Source organism: Acinetobacter sp. ESBL14 (genome assembly GCF_036668815.1).
Taxonomy (GTDB): Bacteria; Pseudomonadota; Gammaproteobacteria; order Pseudomonadales; family Moraxellaceae; genus Acinetobacter; species Acinetobacter gyllenbergii.
In genome coordinates this window covers 1,392,147-1,412,734 of sequence record NZ_JAZEVS010000001.1, presented here as the reverse complement: position 1 = coordinate 1,412,734, position 20,588 = coordinate 1,392,147, and the positions used below count along the sequence as shown (strand labels likewise).

Genomic DNA, 20,588 nt, shown 5'->3' with positions numbered 1-20,588 from the left:
TCCCTAAAAAGAACGGCGTTGTCTGAACAACAAATAAAGAAAGAATGGTGTTCCCAATAAAGAAACAAAAATACCTGCAGGCAAGTCTTTCGGTAAAAACAGAGTGCGCCCGATCAAATCAGCAAGCATTAATAAATTAGCCCCCACTAAACAGGATGTGACGGCTAAATCAGGAAAAGAACGAGGGACTAAATATCTAGCAATATGTGGGGCAATTAAGCCCACAAAAGCAATAGCCCCAGCATACGCTACAGATATCGCTGCTAACGCAACTGCCAGAAATAATAACCACATGCGATGTCGTTCAGGTCTGATGCCTAAACCCACCAAAATATCATCACCTAATTCATGTGGATTCACATGACGGGCAACCCAAATCATCAAAAATAATAAAACAGCTAACCAAATCGCAAGCTGAGTCACATCCTGCCACAAAGCTCCGTAGATACTTCCAGTTAACCAAACATATGCCGATAAGGTCGTAGTCAAAGGGCTCAATACGAGAATTAAAGTTGTGATCGCCCCCATGATCGAAGAAAGACCAATCCCGATCAGTACCAAACGTATGGGTGTTACACCATTTCGCCATGCCAATAGATAAATGAGCAATGCGGTTAACCATGCGCCCAAAGTAGCGAAAACAGGCAACCACTGGATGGTTAAACTAGTTGCAAGGAAGGACATGAAGAATACGGCAGAGGCTGAAGCTCCTGCCGTAATCCCCAAGATATCTGGCGAAGCTAGAGGATTACGAATAATGCTTTGCAAAATAAGCCCAGATAAAGCCAATGCCGCCCCAATCATTAGTGCCATTAAGATTCTTGGTAATCGAAGAGTCTCTAAAATAAAGTGATAATCACCATCTCCTTTAAAAAAGAATTCATTCAGGACTTCAGTTAGAGCAATGGGAATCTTACCGACAGATAAAGAGAGAAATATCTGAAAAAAAGTTAAAAGCGTGAGGCAGCTCACCACAACCAATGTACGGAGATGGATAATTCTTGAAAATGGACCAAAACGTAAGCTAAAAGTTTTACTCATGGCGCATACCTTTACGGACTAAATAGATGAAAAAAGGTGCGCCCAATAAAGCAGTCATCACCCCAATCGGTATTTCCTGAGGAAAAGTAACCAATCGAGCAAGAATATCTGCAAGTAACAACAATAATGCACCAAAAATAGCGCAGCCTGGAATTAACCATTGATGATCTGATGAGATAAGTCGACGTACAATGTGCGGTACGATTAAACCGATAAAGGCAATATTTCCTGCAATGGCCACAGCCCCGCCTGCTAAAATAATAATGGCAATCCCCATCATGACTTGAATCAGGATGGTTCTCTGTCCCAAACCTTTTGCGATCTCCTCACCTGCCATTAAGATATTAATTGGCTTTGCCAATAGATAGATGAGAAACAGACAACTCATCATATAAGGCAAAACAGGCCAAACGATGTTTAGTTGCCGATTTGCAACTGAACCTGCCAACCAGAATAAAATGCTATCCAATCCTTCTTGATCAATCACCAGCATTGCTTGGGTAAATGAGCTAAATAATGCAGTAACAGCAGCTCCTGCCAATACGATTCTGAGCGTATTGAGTTGTCTTTGCCCTACCATTCCCAAAAAATAAACCAAAATACCAGCTACTGCGGCACCGAAAAATGCCAGCCATAGATATTGTCCAAGTGAATCAAGTGCAAAGAGTCCAGAAAATAAAACAATACTAAACATTGCCCCAGCATTGATTCCAAAAATACCCGGCGAAGCCAATGGGTTGCGAGTCAGTGCCTGCATCAGCGTCCCTGCAACTGCAAGACAGGCCCCTACAACCATTGCAATGATTGTTCTAGACACGCGAGTGGTTTGGACTAAGACATGTTGAATATTCAATGGGTCATATTGCCCTATCGCTTGTAAGACAACGTTGAGATGAATATATTCATGTCCAATCGCAAGACTAAAGAGCGCGCATACGATTAAAAGAATGAGAGCTACACATAGTTTATGTATGGGTTGCAAGATAAATGAGTTGCTGGGAAGAGTGACACGCTGATTTTTATTCATAAGAGATGGACCTAATCAGCATGTGTAACGGTATGGTTGACTTCATCTAAAACCTTATTGGCACCTAAAATTCCACCTGATAAATTCCAACTGACACTATCGACTTGATAGATCTGTTTCATTTGGGCGGCACGCATTTGCTTCCAAAGCAGATGTGAGGTCCATTGTTGATAATTCTTTTGAACAGCGGGTTTGTCTCGCATAAAAATAAAGAAATTGTCAGCATTAATAATCGGAATGCTTTCTTTATTAACTAGTTTTTGTAAAGCCCATTGCTGATTTGCTGTGCCTTTGGACCATTTGAAGCCCAATTCAGATAAAATTGAACCAGAAAAACTATGCGGAGAATATGCTCGGACATGGTCTTCTCTGAACTCTAATAATGAAACACTTTCAGGCCATTTATTACCAAACTGCTGCTTTAATTTTGCACGTGTAGCAATAATTCGGTTGTCCCATTGTTTTAGTAACAGCTCTGCCTTCTTTTGCCTTCCAACGGCTTGACCAACAATATTAAGTGTTTGGCGAAACTCATACACTTCTTCTAACGCGATGGTTGGGGCGATTTGAGAGAGTAAAGTATAGGTTTTTTCATTACGGAATCTTGATGCAATAATCAGATCGGGTTTAAGCAATGCGATATCTTCTAAACTCGGTTGAGTTTCTAAACCAAGGTAATGAACTCCTGTCAGTGAGGGTCTTAAATATTTATACATCGGCTTTTCAGACCAAGATTCAACGACTCCAATCGGCTTAATGCCTAAAGCCACTAAAGTATCTGTAGCGCCTTGAAACAAACTGATGACACGTACAGGCTGACCTTTGATCACTGTTTCTCCCAAAGCATGTTTAACCGTTTGTGAAGCAGAGGCTACTGCTGGGATAGATAGCAGTAGCAAACAGATCAAGAACAAATAAACATACATGTTCACTTGTCTATCCTTCTGTGTGTTTTTTAAAAAATAAAAGGAAAAGTTCATTGGCAAATTACAAACTCAGATCTTTGTTATCTGCTGGAAAGGATTAGGAATATTTCCTAATCCAAATGGCATACTACCCGGATCGTTACCACGATCAATCATCGGCTTGAGTAACATTTTAAAAGGCCATGTTGGCTCTACAAATAAGAGTCGATGAAGCATGGCTTGAGTTTCTTCATCAAAACCAATTTGATGAATAAGGTCTTTTAAAACGCCTTCAAGCGTTTTCCATAGGGCTGACGCAGGGAGTGTATAAATTTCTGCCAGCACATCAATAATGGCCCGAATATTGACTTGTATTGCCAAGGTTTGAAAATAAAAGAATAAATCTTCAGGTCGTTGGTGATATAAGGTATTGGGATGACCTTTTTTAATACTGTAACTTGGATCGTATAAACTATTTTTTTCTAACCAAGGCACATGAATTCTTAAAGAATCATGATCACGGAACAAAACGCCTTGTGCCTGTCCAGATTTCAAGACAAAAACGGCATTTTGGCCGTGCACTTCACCAAGCATACCGATTTTAAACATACGAAGATTAATCTCGAAAAAGGTATAACAGAGTTCTTTGAATAGCATTTCGACTGAATTTTCTGAACGTTCTAATTGACGGTATGTGATCCAATCATCGAAGAAATGATGCTGGCTATCTGGCAGTTTAGTCCCTAAAGCCGCCATTGGAATCAGACGATACTGATCATTCAATAATTCATCTGGATAATGTCTCAACATGGCCGATAAATGCCGCGGTGGTTGAGAAAACAATATTTGATTGTCTGGTGTGTAATCGGCGATTTGTTCTGGTAAATAGGCCCACCATTTTGTTTCATCACAAATATATACTTTTTCCAATAGCACAGGATCTAACTGTATTCCTTCACGAAATAAACGTTCACTTTTCTGGCCATTGATCATTTTAATCGCAGGCAAATAGCGTGAAGATGCCAAGGAGTACACAGACATGGGGAGTTTTAAATAATATGGGCTTTCGGATGCAGGTGCCATTGAACGCAATGACGAAGTAGCAAAATAAGGTGCTGATTTAAAGTGTAATAAATGACAGTCACCAGAAGAGAAAGCCTCTAGCAACAGATCTTTTAGAATGTTTTCAACTTGCCAAGGATGAACTGGAATCGCAGTATGTGTACTGAGAATATTTAGATTCTCTAACTCCTGTGTTAAATGATGCTGTTCAGTAGTGGATAAAAAATAATGCATCGGTTGCTGTTCTAGGGATTCAGTGACGCCCTTACCTAACATTAATTTTTCATTATCAATGGCGACCCAAGACAAAGGAATGCCGTGAGAAAATTCAGCTAAATATTGCTTATAGTCTTTTTCATTCAGCCCCATTTTTGCCTTGGCTAATGGATGATATGGACGGTCACGCAGAGATCCCCATTGCTCCATGGTCTGGAAAAAAGTGGCTGGAGATTTATCAAATAAGTCCTGATGTTCGATACTGTGATCAAGTGACCATTCCATTTGTAATATATTTTGTTTTAAGGTATCCATAAAACGTTGAATACCTTCACCTTTATCTGAATACTTATGAGCAATTAATTGGAAGATATATTCCATCAATGTAATGGGATCTAGAACAACAATATGTGAAGGCTCTAGACTGTCAGATTCATGACGAATGGCATACACAGCGGTGTTTAGTATTTTTTGCCATGTTTGTGTGATCGCTGGTTGTAAAGCAATGATGATATCGGTATTTTTCGCTGGTAATTGTACCCTCCAAATCGAGGTGTTTTCTGGTAATGCTACTGGAAATAATGTTGAACTATTCAAGCTTGAAACCTGAGATGTTTGTTCATTCCACTGCTTTAAGCTATAGCATTGAGGAGATAAATCATCAAAAAACTTTTCTACCAATAAACAGTCAACAAGATCCTGCATCACTATTTTTGTTGCTTGTTTAAAAAAACGATTATTTGCATTCATTTTAGTTTCCACAAAATTCTATTTAATTTCTAGTTTTGCCTGTTCGAGGCGAGAACAGAGTGCTCTAAAGGCAATCCCGCGCTCATCACCTAAAACAAAAATTTTTACTCCCAGATCAAACCACTGTTGAAGTTGATTGTCTTGGCGAGGAATCGCACAATATGGCGTACCTGTTTCTTTACACACATCCAAGACTTCTTTTAACGCATGCTGTACTTCAGGGTGGTTTATTTCCCAAGGGTGACCCATTGATTGGGACAGATCCGCAGCACCTTCAAGCACAAAACTGACACCGTCAACCGCTGCAATTTCCTTAGCATTTTTAACGCCAGTTATGCTTTCAATCATCGGAATAATCATGATCTGCTGGTTAGCAAAGGCCATATAGTCGACGAGGCCGTTGCTGCCAAATGCTTTATTCTTTCCGAAAGCACCTGGTCTGCCAGCGTTCAAACTACGTTTCCCCAATGGATGGTATTTACAAGCTTGAATAACTTGTCGAACTTCTTCTGCATGTTCAATCATGGGTAATACTATGCCCTGAGCACCTGCATCCAATATTTTTAAAATTCGCTTAGGATGAGTATCTTCAACCCGAACCAAAGGGGTTAAATGAACAGCTTCGGCAGCCCGAATCATATTTTCTAAGGTTTCAGGATTTGTTAGGACGTGCTCTGTATCAATAATGACGAAATCAAAGCCTGATTCGCCTATTAATTCAACTGCTGTGGGCGAAGGAATTGAACTAAATACACCAAATACCTGTTCCCCGCTTAGCATTTTTTTCCTAAGCTGATTTTCTCCAAGCATGTTGATTCCTTAGACTTTAGAAAATGGATGCAATGGATTCGGTACAGTTTTAAAGCGTGGCTGGGAATCGCCTAACAAACGTCGCTTCGTCAATTCTTCAACTTGGTATTGTTTCGAAAATAAATCGAATAAATCAAACCGTTGTTGATGTTGTGGATGCTCAGCCTGATATTGATGTATTAAATCTGCAGTGAGCTTCCAAAAGTAATTTTCGTCAAACTGATAATTTTCTTGCAGGAAAATGGCGATATCTGTTAAACAAATAAAGAAGAAGCAATCACAAGAAAAATCACGTACCGCGTCTAGATATTCAGTCAAAATAAACGAGTTTCTATTAATTTTTGCATGGCTTGCAGGTAAAGGAACCAAATTGGGTGCTAGTTTTTGTCGCGCTAGATGCGCAGGAGAATAACGAACACCATCGTGGAAATCCTTAAGTGCTATACGAGTTGGCCATCCATCTTTATGAATAAGAACGATATTCTGCCCATGAGATTCCATTCCAATCCCTTCTGCATACAACATGTGAATGATAGGCAGAACGGCAACCTTAAGTAATTGTTGAGTCCAAGCATCTGCACCATAGTGTTGAATCCAAGTATCAATTAAAGGCTGTTTATTGGATTGAATATAGCTTAAACCATTGAATGGAATCGCTTCTTCCCCTTCTCTTAAATACTGATGGATACTTTCCCTCCAGATTGCGCCCATTGTTCCATAGGCTTTAGGCATTCTCTCTTCTACTAATGTTTCATGATTGAAACTCACGCCTAAAAATTCACCTAATACCACAAAATCTAATTTTTTAGCTGTTTCGTCAGATTGAATCAGTTGCTGTAACCAGTCTGTGATAATAGGACCATTCATCACTGTATGACGCGCGAGAATACGCGTACTGGACGTATTGGTCATATTCATGGAAAGTTTGATATAAGGCTTTTTCAGATCACTAAAATTGGTCAATGAGCGTAAAGATTGCTGTGCGCGGTAGCTGTCTTGTGTTTGGCCAAGCAGAACAATTTTTTGTTCTTTTATTTCAAGATAAAAAGCCGTAATTAATGTATTTTCCCATTGCCAAGGATGGACTGGCATAAATACATAGTCGCTTGGATTTAAGCCTTTATTGATTAAAACATCTTTAAATTTTCGTTGATTTTCCTGATCTAGTTGTTGATCAATATAAAGTTCTTGATCAAGACGGCATGACATATTAATTGAAGCATGATTTTTATGTACAGCAACCCAGATCAAATGAATCGGCTGTTTGAATTCAGCGCCATAGTTATAATTGTCTGTTAGCGTAAAACCAATGCGTGACTTATAGCATGGGTGGTAAGTATGGGCATCTAATAGGTTACTTTCCAACTCATCAAATTTACGTTCCTGCTTCGACAAAATACCTTGTGTACACAAACTACGTGCTTGCGTATCTTTGATTAAAGTTTGTTCTAGTTCATGAATAAAACTAGTTAAATTGACGGTGTCTGGCAGGTGCAAAAGGATTTCACTGATTATATCTTGTAACGTGGCTTCACGTTTATCTTGGCCTAATATACGCAGAACAGGTATCTCTTTACTTAAACGAATTAAGGAGAAGCTTTGATAGATATTGCCAGTACATTGATATTCAACTTCTTCCTGATGTGTACTGATCCCTTGAACAGTGAAAATAAAGCTTCCGTTGGATTGTTTTTCAGTCCGATAAGACACTATTTTTTCATACAGCATTGCTTGAATTAACTGTCGAACGACGCGATGTTCTACTTGTTTAAAGATCTCTTGTTGTGGTTGGTTTAACCAGCTTTGTGCCATTTGACCTTGAGTGATTTGGTCTAATATTTTAATTTCGTTTAAAGAACTCATAATTTTATCCTTAATCAAATCTGAATTAATTTGTTTGTTCTGATGACATTGACGCAAAGCCCTCTTCCTCACTGCTTAGAGGAAAGAAAAAGGCAAATGGTAATGTCAAAAGAATAAAAAGGCCTGTAGCCAAAAAAGCTTCACTGATTGCGGTATGCATTGCGAAACTATGAGATGTACCTAGGATGGTGATTTGATGACTACGAACTTCTAGATATACGGCGACAATAATGATTGCCACTGAAGAAAAAACACGACGTAAAATATTATTCATTGCAGCACCTTGAGCAATGAATTGTTCTGGTATTGCATTTAACCCAGCTGTTGTGACAGGCATATACGACAGCCCAATACCAATCCCGCGTGCGATCATTAAGCTCATGATGAGCCAAATTGATGCATGGTTATTTACGCTGCCTAAACTGAGTGTAGCGATACCCGAGATAAATACACCAATCGTGACGATGCCTCTTGGCCCATAGCGATCCAATGTTTTACCACCCAGATTAACAAACCAGCTTGCTGAAACAGCAGTGCATAACAATGCTAAACCAGTCCAAATTGGACTATAGCCCAACACCATTTGTACAAATAAAGGTAATAAAACCAAACATTCGAACATACCAACAGCTTGCGCTACTGCAATCACAACACTGAAAGAATAGCTTTTGATTTTAAAGACTCTTAAATTAAGCAAAGGCTGCTGTTTGCTTAACTCGACGATAATAAACAGCAATAAAAATAATGCCGAAATCATCAAAAATAATGCATTCATTGGGTCGATCAAGGCATCCAATGTACGAATTTGACTTAAGCTAAACATCAATAGACCCAAGCCAAAGGTAATGCAGATAAACCCTAACCAATCAAAACTTACATCTTGACTCGGTTGTTCTTTTGGCAAAGCCTTTAAACCAAAAATAAGACCAATAATTCCGATTGGAATATTCATGACGAATAACATTCGCCATGAACTAAGCTCTAATAGAATCCCACCGATTAAAGGCCCAACCGCAGGAGCAAGCATAACGGCCGCACCCCATAAGCCTGTAACACGGCCACGTTCATTTTTTGGATAAACTGAGAAAATCAGTGCCAGTGACAAGGGAATCATTAGCCCACTCGAAATGCCTTGTACACATCTGGCAAAAATGACGGACCACATACTATTTGCACAGGCGCCAAGCAGAGAACCCACAATAAAGAGCATCAAGCCCAATAAATACATGGGTCTATTGCCAAATTTCTGGCTAAGATAACCCGTGAGTGGCATGGTCATACCCATGCTGATCATAAAAGCAGCCACAATCCAACTTGCAGAAATGGGCCCAACACCAAATACATGCATAAATTCAGGAACAGCTGGATTTAATGCACTATTATTTAAACTTACGGTTATTGTGCCTAATAAAACGCTTAATACGACCAGCCATCGAGGAATATCTTGTTGTTGAAATACACGCACCATTAGCCCCCAATAAAGATTTGTTGAGGCCGTGGATGACACAAAAAGTCAGCGTGCGAAATGTTATAGCCATATGCTCCTGCTAAAGGCAGAACCAATAAGTCACCAATGTGTACGTTACTTAGTGCTTGGTTTCGACTCAGAATGTCCTTTGGAGTACATAATTGACCGACGATATTATAAAGTTTAGCAGGTTGATTCTTGACAGTATCATTCAAGGCAATATGAGAAACAGGATGATCGTGTCCCTGGGCGACTGGTAACCGAAATTGGTGAGTCCCACCTCGACATACAAGGAAATTTTGTCCATGACTACTTTTTATATCCAAGACCTGAACAATGTAATAACCACAAAATGCTGAAATAAAGCGACCCATTTCAAAACGGATGAAAGGAACCTGCTCATGACGAGCAAGTAATTGCTGTAACTCTGCACAAAATAAAGGCCAATCAAATTGTTGGTTATTCAAATAATTAACCCCGATTCCACCTCCTACATTGAGATGTTGAATGGTTTGGGGTTTGGTAGATATTTTTTTCCAAAGCTTCCATTGATGCAGATACCACTCCATCAACTGTAAATGTTTGGATACATCAGTTTGATGAGACATCGCATGTATGTGGAAACCACATAGACTCAAATGAGGGCTTGTTTCTGTCAGTTGAATCGCTTCAACCAAATCCGTTTCTTCAATCCCAAAAGGTGTCGCTGTACCTGCCATTGACAGTTTGGTGGATAAGTTGTCTGGCAGTGACGGATTAATACGAATCAATATGTTTTGAACAACTCCTGATTCTGCCGCAATCTGGTTAAGTCGTTGGATTTCATGCAGACTTTCCACATGAATAAACTCCACACCATGTTGTATAGCCAAGCGTAAATCTGAATCTAATTTGCCTGGTCCGGAAAAAATAAAAGGTTTATTTGATTCGCATTGCTGAACTTTTGATATCTCTCCACCAGAGGAAATTTCAAATCCGTCAATAACAGGCGCTAAGGTATCCAGAATTTCTTTTTCACTATTGGCTTTAATCGCATAATAAAGTGAGACACTTTCAGGTAAAAGCGTGACCAACTTATGGACATGTTGTTTTAAAGCATCCAAATCATAAGCAAATAACGCAATAGGATCATCATCACCTGCTTTAGCCGTTAAAGCTGTATCAACAATACGTTGGGAAATTTCAAACATAAGACTTTTCCCAAGGTGATTTTAATTCCACATAGCCAGCTTTACGATCAGCTTCAGCCGCGAGACGTACTTTAAAATTAGTCTTACAATGAATTGGCCCACCACATAATAAGGCATCAAGTTCAGGTGTCGGTTTTCGTAGTTCAGTGCGAATGGTTTTGAGTTCATCCTGTACGATATCCCACATCTTTGTTGCTAAAGTCGGACGTTTCCATGTCAGTGCAAGAATAGCTTCTGATAGGTTATTCACGAATAAACAGTAGCAAACACGTTGCCATCCATTAGATCTAGAGTATTCCATTGACTGTTGAACTCTAGGATGAATCTGCTTATTTGCGATTAGATTGATACCAATATCTGACGTTAATTTAACGCCTTCAAAATCTCTTAATAATATTTTTTTAGGTTGGCCTTGCTGATGAACTAAAACCGTATTTTGTAAATGAGGCTCCATAACGATGCCATGGTTATAGAATAAATATAAAACTGGACGTAAAAGTAAGGTCTGATATTGTCTAAACCAGTTGAGCAAGTCCTGTTCTTGTAAGTTTTTAGTAGAAGCATCTTCCAAGAAGCCTAAAATATTAGGTATTAAGTTGGTCGAGCGCCCAAAAACTGTACCTGCGAGTAAGCAACTTTGCTCCTCTTCTTTTTTACAAAAGTTACGACGTAGAATAATTCCAGTCTGTTCTTTAAACCAGTTTCTATCTTCTGCTTGGGCGTCTGAGGGACACCAGCATAAAACAGCAGGTTCTTCTACAGGTTCAAAGCCACCTAATGTCTCCATTTGGTTGGATATTAATTCTTTAAAAATGGCATCAATTAAAATGGTACTTTCTAATTCATACCAAGCATTTTTTCTTACACAGTTTGTGATACGGACATGCAATGATCCTTTGATGAAATAATCATGCTGTGGTGAAAACCATGTTCGAATAGAAGCCGTTGGATAAAATGACTGACCTTTACAGCCTAAATCTTTAATTACGCCATGCTCAAGTAAACGCTGTGTACGAGGGTCTGCAATAAATAATTTTGCTTGTACAGGATGAAGAGAAATAATTGCTTTCTCCTCTTTTGTATTGCTTTGATCTGTGACTCCCGCAAGGACTTGGTCATCATCTAAACCATTTGCTTTAATCCACAAGTCGGACTTATTCACTTCAAATTGATGAAGTGCTGAACTACTGCCAAATTCAGGTGAATATTGCAATTGATCTGTAAGTAATGACCAAAGTCGAGCTTTAGGTGCAGGATGGGTTGGATGTCCAAACCATAAGGCTTGCTCACTTCGTCTATAATTCTCTAAAGGATTATGCTTTTCTTTGCTCGCATAGTTATAAATTTTCTCTTTGAGCGCTCTACTCTCAAAGATTTGCTCAATTAACTCATTATTTTTTTGTCCAGTGGCATCACTACAACTCTCCACTAAGGCAATAACAAATTGCCCAAAATCTAAATATTGCCAAATATCCTGATTCTGCTTTCCATAAATATCTGATAAATAATAATGACTTCCTAAACAATCTTGTCGATCAACAAGAATAAAGAACTCTTGTGAATTTGGCATTTTAATATAAAGCGGCGTTCCTTTGACAATTTCTCCATTGAAGAAAACACCGATGGGAATTCCACGCATGTCTTCTGGCCACTCGTACTTTACCAACGACATTGGGAGTGCAAACTCTTTAATCAGACAGTTTAATAAAGCATGTGATGCGGCCAAGTCACCAATCAAATTTGATCTTAAGGGACTACTTAACTGTTTCATACTAACTCCTTATTCTTAAAGCTTTTATAAGACGGATTATTTATTAAAATTTAATGGAGTAACCTAGGGTTAGGGTTCTACCTCGACCTGCAAAATAACGTTTTGGCTCATTCAATGCACTTTGGGAATAATAAGTAATGTAGTCTTTATCTAATAAGTTTGAGACTGAAACACTGGCAGTCCCCTTCGGTAATTGATATGCAACTACACCATCAACCAAGGTATAACCGCCAAAATTAAGATCTGGGTCATCAAAGTTTCTTTCAAAGGCATGATTAATCTGAAGATATGAGCTCAATTTATCTGTCCAATCGGTTCCCCAGCTTGCGATGAGTCGATTTGGTGCAATGCTAAGACCATCCATGCGGCTATCTAATGAGCCATTTTCATCACTGTCGTATTTACCTTGGGTATATGAATAAGATAATTTTAAATTGTGATTTTTGAGTTGATGGCTCACACTGGTATCGATCCCTCTGATTCTGGTTTTTTCACGGGCCATCAGAAACGCTCGTGTTTCAGGATCATATTTTGAACGGTCACCAAAATCTGAACTGGATTGAAACAGACTTAAATCAAAGCTGGTATCTCCAAACTTAACCCGAGTTCCCGTCTCAATATTTTCCGTAAGTATGGGCTCAAGATTGCTTAAATTTTGAATACTTAACCCAGGCGTATTAATGGCTCGCAATGCCCGGCCAACATCTGGCATGCCAAACCCCTCACTGTAATTTGCGAAAAAGGTCAACTCATCGAGTGGTGAATACACGATTCCAGCATTGAACAAATTCTTCTCAAAATCTAATTTCCCACCTTGAACAAAGGTATTGTTATAGCGAGCAAGGGTTGTATAACTATCTGTTTCTAATGTTGAAATTTCACGCCGCGCGCCTGCATGCAACGACAAGTTATCTAATACTTTTACTTCTGCCTGTACAAATGGTGAATAGCTTTTATATCGAGAAACAGGAACATAGGTTCTATTGGTGCTATAAAGATCCTGCTTACCCTTATCGTAAAGCGTATCGAGGCCAAGCGTCAGTTTCAGATGGTCTTGGAATAAATTGTCTTTAATCAAACTCAGTTTGCTACCAAATTTTGATCCAACAGAGCGGGACTGATCATACAAGGTGCCATTGGGCGCAATACGAGGGTCTTGAAATGTAGGAGAGTTATCGGCTCCAAATAAACCTTCAAACTCTTGATTAAAAACCATAACATTCAGCTTCATCCCAGCCAAATTATTATGTTCATAACTGATACTTGAGGTCCAAACATCATTATGAGGAGCAATTCCAGGCGGCGTCTGTTCTATAGAGGTCGTTGGTATACCTGCATTGCGATCTCCAGTAACCGCGGTATAGTTATTTTTCCCTTTGATTTGATAACGATTTACACTTGCTTGAACACGTTGATCATCATCTATTTGATAACCCAGTTTAGCGAGTATGTTATACATACGCGAATCCATTAAGTCGCCCTGAGTATTATCAACACCGATAGAACGTCCCTTTCCATCAATATATAGTCCTTGATCCTCGTAACTCATGGACAGTAAATAGTCTAAATTGTTATTGCGCCCATTCACGCTATAGTCAGTTTTATAATTAAGTGTGTCAGAGCTGAGCCGATCTGTAGGCATCGTTGTCTGAACATTCAATGATTGATTAATCTCGCCATCTTCTGGACGTTTGGTAATAATATTAATTATCCCGCCCGTTGCACCAATACCATTGGTTGCATTGGCCCCTTGAATCACTTCAATTCGATCGACCATGGAAAAATCTAGTGTATGTACTTCTCTGCCCGTTGGACGCAATGGATTTGATTGAGGTACGCCATCAATCATAATCAATGGGGTTCTTCCTCGTAGTGTCTCACCACTGCCATTCATTTTTCCCCGACTCGGTGTATACGACGGTAATAAATTACTCAGGACATCCGACGAGTTAGAAGAAATTGCTAACTGTTTTTGTATATCTTCTTTCTTTAGAACAACAATGGTTTGAGGTGCTTTTTTTTGCTCTACTTCGGAGCGAGAAGCCGAAATAACAATGGGTTTTAACTTCTGAACTGAATCTTTTTCCAATTCATCATGATTTTCAGCATAGGCATAATGACTAAAAACCAGAGGAGTCAGTAAAAGTAAAGAATGTTTTTTTCTTAACGGAAGAGTTAAAGATCGAAAAAAGCGTTTTTCCACAATAATAACCACCAAAAAATTAAAACGATTACAAGAACTCTAAATTTAAGCCAATGAATTTATAATCAGCAGTTTTTCAATACGGCTGTCTATTTTTCATAAACTGATTATTTATGAGACTTAATTTACGCATTTACGGATAAAAATATTTCGCAAATGCTAATTACTCTCATTTAGGTTGTCAATTTCAAAAGTCTTCATTTTTTATTTTGTCCCTTCTTAACTCTTATTATTAAATTTAATAATATTTAATTACATAAATTGATATTTTTTTTCAAATTAAACAGTTAACAAAAATATAGACATGAAAAAGATAAGATTTTAAGGTTTAATTCGCATTGTAAAATAAAGTTAATATATGTAATTATTAAAAATAATTAAATGTCCTTTTATGATAAGAATTTAATAAAAATAATACATACAAAACAAACACTTATTTTTTTAATTTTTCATCTATACAGCCTTTTAAATAAATATAATTATATGAAATTACTAAAATTAAAATTTAAAAATATATTTTAAATTAAATTTAATTTCCCAAAATGATAAATTCAAAGCCGATCTTTATTTAAATTACTAATATTCATGATTTTACATTGGTTTACATTATCCAATTTTTTCCTATTTATAATTTATTTTTATGGTTTTCTTATGGTTTTTTTATGAATGATTCCGTAAAAAAACCATAATATAAATTTATAGCTCATAACTGTAACGAAAGAAGAAAAGAAAAATTATCCGAAAATAAGTTTATATTTTCAATAAATCGGTATTTTTATGCCATCTATCAATTGATTTATACGTATAATGGCCGGCCGAAAAATTAAACTATTCAGCTTCGACGCAACGAACTTATCTTATATCATTCGACCATTCATCCAAAGCATTTGAGTCGTTACCCTATTGCTTGCATCGTTAACTGCAAAATCTCATACTGCAGCAATGTCACGTTTAGGTGCTGAAAGTTCGGATAGACTTCAATTCATACGCATAATTAAGCTTATTAAACACAACTTAAGTGTTCATGAAGTAATATTTTACCTATCAAAACAATCGATAAAAAATTTAAAAAATAAATATAACAAATTGTATTAATTTAATTTTTAAATTTAAAACAACTTTTCCCACCATTTTCTATGCCCATGAAAAGCCCACCAATTGCGTATTTTTCGCTATTTTGTATTCTGCGATTTGGCTTTATTCTGAAATGTAAAATGGATGTAGCAAAACGTCTCTCTACTTTTTGAATTTTTGCATTCAATAGCTTGGAGTAAAGAATTGAGTAATAAATTACAGTCAAAAATTGATGGAATACAATTTCCCATTCAGTCAGGTAAAAAGACTCCCAGCTCCACACATACAGCAAAGAAAATTTTGCTCGCTGCACTTAAAAGTGTTGATTCACCATATGCCACTCAACTGAACTCTGAAAAAAATTGGCGGAAAAAATACCCTGCCTACTTTCAAGCGCTTGTTCAAGCTGGTATCCGCTCTACCCAAAACCCATTGTTGATTGCTCAACATGGTTTAGATGCAGCAAAAGCATTATTTACATATAACCGAGCTGAACAGCAAACGACTTTAGAACAAGCGATGTCAAGTATTCAGGATCAGCCTTTTGATACCTATATACTCAAAGGCTCTGGTTGCTCAAGCATTGAACCTTGGTCTATTCCATTCCAAGGCAAAAATTTACAAGGCCAAGCCTTATTAGAACAAATTGATCAATGGGAAAAACAGCAGATTATAGAACCAAGCCATGCTAAGGCATTACGTTTACTGCAAGCACACCCAGAATGGTTTGATTTATCTACCCGAACGATGGTGCTGTTTGGTGCTGCATCTGAAGCAGGTCCTTTAAGTTGGTTGGCAAAATGGCGTGCCAATATTGTCGCTATTGATTTGCCAAATCCTAAAATCTGGGAAAAAATCACTCAAACCGTTCAACAAGGTAATGCCACCTTAATCGCTCCACAATTAAGCTTGTCTAATCAAGAGAAACAACTCGGTGCGAATTTATTAACCCAAACACCCGAAATTGCGAATTGGCTCAACACCTTTAAAGACTCTTTAGATCTGGCAGGTATTGCTTATTTAGATGGTGAAAAACATGTGCGTGTTTCCATAGCCATGATTAGTATTATGGAACAAGTGAGCCAACAAAAACCTGATAGCAGTATCATGTTTATGCTGACTCCTACTGATATTTATGCAATTCCAAAGTCAGTTGTTCATTCAATTCAAAGCAAGATTCAGCAGCGTCCAGTTTTAGAAAAACTACTGACCAAATCTATTCACAATATTTCGTTGAGCAACTTTTTTAAACCCAACACTGAACAATTGATTGAATCAGATAACGGTCAACAATACGGCATCTCAGATTGCATGGTGATTGAACAAGGACCTAACTATGCACTGGCCAAACGTCTTCAGCAATGGTTTGCAATTCGTAGCCGTGCACGTGGACAAAAGACAGTAATCAATATTGCCCCTTCCACCACGACGCACTCAGTGGTTAAAAATCCAATCTTGAAAGCCGCCTTTGCAGGTGCTGACTTATTTAAAGTTGAAACCTTTAGCCCTGAAACAACAAATGCGATTATGGCAGCGCTTTGGGTACATGATTTAAATAACCCTGACAGCGCTACCAACCCAGAGAAGCAACTCGCGCATCCATTGGAACTGATTATGGAAAATGCCAACCATGGTGGTTTATGGCATGTTCCTTATTTAGCTAGAACCGCCTTGCCCTTTGCGGCAGCATATGGCTGGATCAGAGAAAAACTCTAATAAGTCTTTGCTTTAAAAATACGGCACTAGAACAGAAATAAGTTTTTGTTCTAGTGCTGCTTACGCAAACATTATTGCAAATAATTATCATTATCATGCATAATTGGTGAAATTTCACTTAATAATGCTGAGTAAATGATCATGAAAAAGCAAGAACAGATCTCAAAAAATAGCAATATCCTTAAGCAAAATGATCACATGAAGGGTTTACAACAACTTGAAATGACGGTCACTGCACTTTCTAAACCTTTTCCAAATATCTTTAGAGTTCAGGGAAAAATTACAACCCATCAACCAGAACTATGGGAAAAGCCAAATTTAGCAGTACGTCTTGAGGTTGCTCAAAGCCCAACTGATCTCCCGATAACGCGTGTATATACCATTCGTTCATTTGATCGAGAACAGCAAACAGTCGAAATAGATTTGATCGAACATGAAGATGATAGCCCTGCGATGCAATGGATACACTCAGCCCAAGTTGGAACCAGAACCCAACTGATTGGACCAAGACCACATTTTGTACCCAACTTTCAAACGAATAATCACGTGGCGATGTTTGCAGACGAAACTGCGCTTCCTGCCCTTTATTCAATTCTTCAATCTTGGCCAAATGACATCAGCGCTGACATTTTTGTGGATAGCAATGATCCTCAGATGCTTGAATATCTTCCCAAACACGCGAAGGTAAAAATGCATTTACTGCTTCGTGAACAGCAACATCAAGCTGGCAAGATGGGACTATTACTTAAAGCGGCCTATCAATTTAAACAGATCAAAAATTTGAGTGTATGGGCTGCCTGTGAACGCAATGAAGCTAGAGCAATTCGTCAATTCTTTGTAGAAGAGAAATCTTTACCTAAAAAGGATGTACAAGTTACAGGTTACTGGAACCTTGGTCTTTCCAGTAGCATTTTAGATGAAGTGCGTCTTGAGTATTATCGAAAGCATATCAATGCAGGAAAAACACTAGAGAGCTTTGATGATTTAGATATGTTAGTTTAACGCTAAAGTACTGATAGCCAAAGATATCAATCAAAGCTTAGAATCTTTGGCTATTTAATTTTAAAATAGAATTTATTTAGCTAAATACTGATGTTTTATTCTAAAATATTATCTCCACCACTTTTCTTGTACGAGTAGTTCCTACATTTAACAAAACCCACTCTAACCATTTAAAAATCAATAAATTAAATTAAAATAGAACAAAAAACCATTTAAACAAAAAATAAAGATAATATAACGATTAATCGAACTAAACCAACTTATTAAAAGATTTTAAAAATAAATATACTATTCATCGGAAATAAATAAGTTTTGATTAAAATTTACACAAAAGCCACTTCTAATTTGATATAAAAATAAAGCCCAAAAGGCGATATAAAACTTAATAATTAAATAATATATTAATAATCAAAGGAAAATATCATGAACTCAAAACAAGATCTAGATTTATCTAGTCTATCAACAGCATCCGCTATGTTTCAAGGATATAATAATGTTACTGCACAGGCACTTAATACTGCTATTGAAGGTAGCATAACTAAAAACTCGGGGGTAAGTGAGCTACAGTATAAAGTCACAAAATCCTTACAGGAAATCTATCAGTCACTAAATATATCATCATCTATTTCAGCAGGATATGCTGGGTTCTCAGGTGAGGCGAAGGTTAATTTAGTAAATCAATTAAATCTTACAAAAGAAAGTTTATGTATTGTTATTAAGGCCTCTGATAAACAGGATATCTATAGAACAAATAATGTTTCAATTAAAAGTGGGATCAAATTACCTACAACCGAAAAGGAGGTAAATGATTTTGTAAGAGCTTATGGTGATTCATATATTTCAGAGCTAGCGACCGGAGCAGAATACTATGCTGTCTATGCATTCATTTGTGAAACTAAAGAGCAAAGATTCGCCTTAGAAACGCAGTTTTCCGCCAGTGGAATATCTCTTTCTGGTGGTTCACTTTCACTAGATTTTAAATCACAAATAGAAAAAGTATCTAAATCATCTTCTTCAACTGTAACTTTTCAACAGATAGTTTCAGGGCTAAAAAATCCTAACCTTCCTGATCAGAATAATATTATTAAATATGCACTTGATTTTTTTGACAAAGAAATTGATAACCCCGCGATTATTTCCTATACATCCACAAGTTATGATCATGTCCCAAACTTTCCAGCCGATGTATTAAATCAGGTGAGAAAGAACGTTAATTATTTCACAGATCCAACTGGTAATTTTACAAAAAAAGGCATAGACGTAGATAATCTAAAAAATCAGTGTGAAAATCTTAATTTAATTTATAATTTTTATAAATTTAATGGTGACAAAAAACTACTAGATGTATTAGAACTAGTAAAATTGGATTTAACAAAATTAAAAATTCAACAAAGTGATTATTCTTTTAATCCAAATCAGGTTTTCATACTACCTGAACTTCCATCATTAAATGAAGGTAAACCTGTATTACAGTTTCGTTTTATTAATTCTGACCTACATGGAGGTTCAGGAGGTGCTGTATTTAATGATGTTAATCAAACTTCATACTTTCAAAAACGTACCCGTTTAGTTAATTTAAAACTACGTTCAGGAACATATGTGGATCGAATTGCTTCAACTTTTGAAAACTCAGATCCAACCAACTCAATATACGTATTAGAGCATGGTGGGAATGGTGGAAATCAAAGTTTTGATCTTCAATTAACCCCAGGCATATCGCTTAAATCAATAACAGGCCGCAGTGGTGCAAAAGTGGATCAGCTGTCATTCGAAGCTACGAACGGACAAAAAATTTCAGGTGGTGGAAATGGCGGCAACCCCTTCTCATTCCTGATTCCTGAAGGTTATTTTGTTGCAGGGTTTAGAGGCCAATCAGGTTCACTTATAGACCTTATTGGCGCTGTTTATGCAAAATTACTTCCTGCAAACTGGGATAAATAATATTAAATCTTCACCCGATGAATCCAATGCACAATGACATTGGATTCTTCTTTGATTAGAGCGTTGTCTTCAACAAACACAGACTATCATCTATCACCCGTATTTGCGCTAAATCATAACTAAAATCACCCAGCATAATTTTAAAATATGACTTCAAACATGTAGTTATAAATCCTTCAACAAGCTTTTACTCATTTGTAAAGCTTCATCGAAGCTATCCGTTTTATAAAATGGGATTTTCCAAACTTTCTGATCACGGAGCAAATCGCTTTCTTCAATCTCTATGTCTGTAATTTCAATCCATCCTTTTACAATAGCTAATGCTTGCGTATGGGCCTTGATCCACTGAATCGCTTGTTTCCACTGCTCTTGTGATGGCGATGGTTCGTTAAACTTGGACTGTAAATGCCGAATCAATACAAAAGCTTGCTGCTTCTGTAATAGCTGATCTAATTGCTCAATAAATTCAATTAAACTCCCCTGATGCTGATGTGTTATTTCTACCGTAGGAAAATTTTCTAAATTTAGTTCCATATCGTATTCCCTAAG

At 37.4% G+C, this 20,588-nt stretch carries 14 protein-coding genes; 3 read left to right on the top strand and 11 right to left on the bottom strand.

What is annotated here, in order from left to right:
* Nucleotides 1-3: 3 nt before the first annotated feature.
* The 10 genes from V6E90_RS06940 to V6E90_RS06895 all read right to left on the bottom strand — a co-directional run bounded on the left by V6E90_RS06940 (nt 4) and on the right by V6E90_RS06895 (nt 14,306).
* Nucleotides 4-1,041 carry a FecCD family ABC transporter permease gene (locus V6E90_RS06940; protein WP_332604921.1) on the bottom strand — a complete coding sequence of 346 codons (1,038 nt, stop codon included), beginning with the start codon at nt 1,039-1,041 and terminating at the stop codon, nt 4-6.
* Entirely contained in the window at nt 1,034-2,068 is a 1,035-nt protein-coding gene (locus V6E90_RS06935) for a FecCD family ABC transporter permease (protein ID WP_332604920.1), read from the bottom strand. The genes V6E90_RS06940 and V6E90_RS06935 overlap by 8 nt, the downstream gene beginning before the upstream one ends.
* Nucleotides 2,069-2,079: 11 nt before the next feature.
* Nucleotides 2,080-2,994 carry an ABC transporter substrate-binding protein gene (locus tag V6E90_RS06930; protein ID WP_332605080.1) on the bottom strand — a complete coding sequence of 305 codons (915 nt, stop codon included), beginning with the start codon at nt 2,992-2,994 and terminating at the stop codon, nt 2,080-2,082.
* 69 nt (nt 2,995-3,063) lie between these two features.
* Complete coding sequence (locus tag V6E90_RS06925) at nt 3,064-5,001, bottom strand: IucA/IucC family protein (protein WP_332604919.1); 1,938 nt, start codon at nt 4,999-5,001, stop codon at nt 3,064-3,066.
* A gap of 18 nt (nt 5,002-5,019) precedes the next feature.
* Nucleotides 5,020-5,781 (bottom strand): HpcH/HpaI aldolase family protein, encoded by a 762-nt coding sequence (locus tag V6E90_RS06920; RefSeq protein WP_332604918.1) that lies wholly within the window; start codon nt 5,779-5,781, stop codon nt 5,020-5,022.
* Nucleotides 5,782-5,820: 39 nt separating this feature from the next.
* On the bottom strand, nt 5,821-7,674 hold the full coding sequence (locus tag V6E90_RS06915; RefSeq protein ID WP_332604917.1) for an IucA/IucC family protein: 1,854 nt from the start codon (nt 7,672-7,674) through the stop codon (nt 5,821-5,823).
* A gap of 25 nt (nt 7,675-7,699) precedes the next feature.
* Nucleotides 7,700-9,142 carry a DHA2 family efflux MFS transporter permease subunit gene (locus V6E90_RS06910; protein ID WP_332604916.1) on the bottom strand — a complete coding sequence of 481 codons (1,443 nt, stop codon included), beginning with the start codon at nt 9,140-9,142 and terminating at the stop codon, nt 7,700-7,702.
* Nucleotides 9,142-10,332, bottom strand: coding sequence for a type III PLP-dependent enzyme (locus V6E90_RS06905; RefSeq protein WP_332604915.1), 1,191 nt, complete (start codon nt 10,330-10,332; stop codon nt 9,142-9,144). Before V6E90_RS06905 ends, V6E90_RS06910 begins: the two co-directional genes overlap by 1 nt.
* Complete coding sequence (locus tag V6E90_RS06900) at nt 10,325-12,103, bottom strand: IucA/IucC family protein (protein WP_332604914.1); 1,779 nt, start codon at nt 12,101-12,103, stop codon at nt 10,325-10,327. Before V6E90_RS06900 ends, V6E90_RS06905 begins: the two co-directional genes overlap by 8 nt.
* 43 nt (nt 12,104-12,146) lie before the next feature.
* A complete protein-coding gene (locus V6E90_RS06895; RefSeq protein ID WP_332604913.1) occupies nt 12,147-14,306 on the bottom strand; it encodes a TonB-dependent receptor in 2,160 nt (719 codons plus the stop codon).
* A gap of 1,278 nt (nt 14,307-15,584) precedes the next feature.
* Between V6E90_RS06895 and V6E90_RS06890 the strand changes: the two genes are divergently transcribed.
* The 3 genes from V6E90_RS06890 to V6E90_RS06880 all read left to right on the top strand — a co-directional run bounded on the left by V6E90_RS06890 (nt 15,585) and on the right by V6E90_RS06880 (nt 20,039).
* On the top strand, nt 15,585-17,096 hold the full coding sequence (locus V6E90_RS06890; protein WP_332604912.1) for a hypothetical protein: 1,512 nt from the start codon (nt 15,585-15,587) through the stop codon (nt 17,094-17,096).
* Between the two features lie 141 nt (nt 17,097-17,237).
* The gene (locus V6E90_RS06885; protein ID WP_332604911.1) at nt 17,238-18,098 is read left to right on the top strand and encodes a siderophore-interacting protein; all 861 of its coding nucleotides are present in this window, start codon (nt 17,238-17,240) and stop codon (nt 18,096-18,098) included.
* A 423-nt stretch (nt 18,099-18,521) separates the two neighbouring features.
* Nucleotides 18,522-20,039, top strand: coding sequence for a jacalin-like lectin (locus tag V6E90_RS06880; protein WP_332604910.1), 1,518 nt, complete (start codon nt 18,522-18,524; stop codon nt 20,037-20,039).
* A 165-nt stretch (nt 20,040-20,204) separates the two neighbouring features.
* On the opposite strand, the gene V6E90_RS06875 is transcribed toward V6E90_RS06880, so the two are convergent.
* Nucleotides 20,205-20,573: a hypothetical protein gene (locus tag V6E90_RS06875; protein WP_332604909.1), complete on the bottom strand. Its 369-nt coding sequence runs from the start codon at nt 20,571-20,573 to the stop codon at nt 20,205-20,207.
* Nucleotides 20,574-20,588 lie beyond the last annotated feature (15 nt).

Excerpts from the sequence above, each read along its gene's own strand:
- V6E90_RS06940 (WP_332604921.1), bottom strand. The coding sequence starts at position 1,041 with ATGAGTAAAACTTTTAGCTTACGTTTTGGTCCATTTTCAAGAATTATC.
- V6E90_RS06935 (WP_332604920.1), bottom strand. The coding sequence starts at position 2,068 with ATGAATAAAAATCAGCGTGTCACTCTTCCCAGCAACTCATTTATCTTG.
- V6E90_RS06930 (WP_332605080.1), bottom strand. The coding sequence starts at position 2,994 with ATGTATGTTTATTTGTTCTTGATCTGTTTGCTACTGCTATCTATCCCA.
- V6E90_RS06925 (WP_332604919.1), bottom strand. The coding sequence starts at position 5,001 with ATGAATGCAAATAATCGTTTTTTTAAACAAGCAACAAAAATAGTGATG.
- V6E90_RS06920 (WP_332604918.1), bottom strand. The coding sequence starts at position 5,781 with ATGCTAAGCGGGGAACAGGTATTTGGTGTATTTAGTTCAATTCCTTCG.
- V6E90_RS06915 (WP_332604917.1), bottom strand. The coding sequence starts at position 7,674 with ATGAGTTCTTTAAACGAAATTAAAATATTAGACCAAATCACTCAAGGT.
- V6E90_RS06910 (WP_332604916.1), bottom strand. The coding sequence starts at position 9,142 with ATGGTGCGTGTATTTCAACAACAAGATATTCCTCGATGGCTGGTCGTA.
- V6E90_RS06905 (WP_332604915.1), bottom strand. The coding sequence starts at position 10,332 with ATGTTTGAAATTTCCCAACGTATTGTTGATACAGCTTTAACGGCTAAA.
- V6E90_RS06900 (WP_332604914.1), bottom strand. The coding sequence starts at position 12,103 with ATGAAACAGTTAAGTAGTCCCTTAAGATCAAATTTGATTGGTGACTTG.
- V6E90_RS06885 (WP_332604911.1), top strand. The coding sequence starts at position 17,238 with ATGAAAAAGCAAGAACAGATCTCAAAAAATAGCAATATCCTTAAGCAA.
- V6E90_RS06880 (WP_332604910.1), top strand. The coding sequence starts at position 18,522 with ATGAACTCAAAACAAGATCTAGATTTATCTAGTCTATCAACAGCATCC.
- V6E90_RS06875 (WP_332604909.1), bottom strand. The coding sequence starts at position 20,573 with ATGGAACTAAATTTAGAAAATTTTCCTACGGTAGAAATAACACATCAG.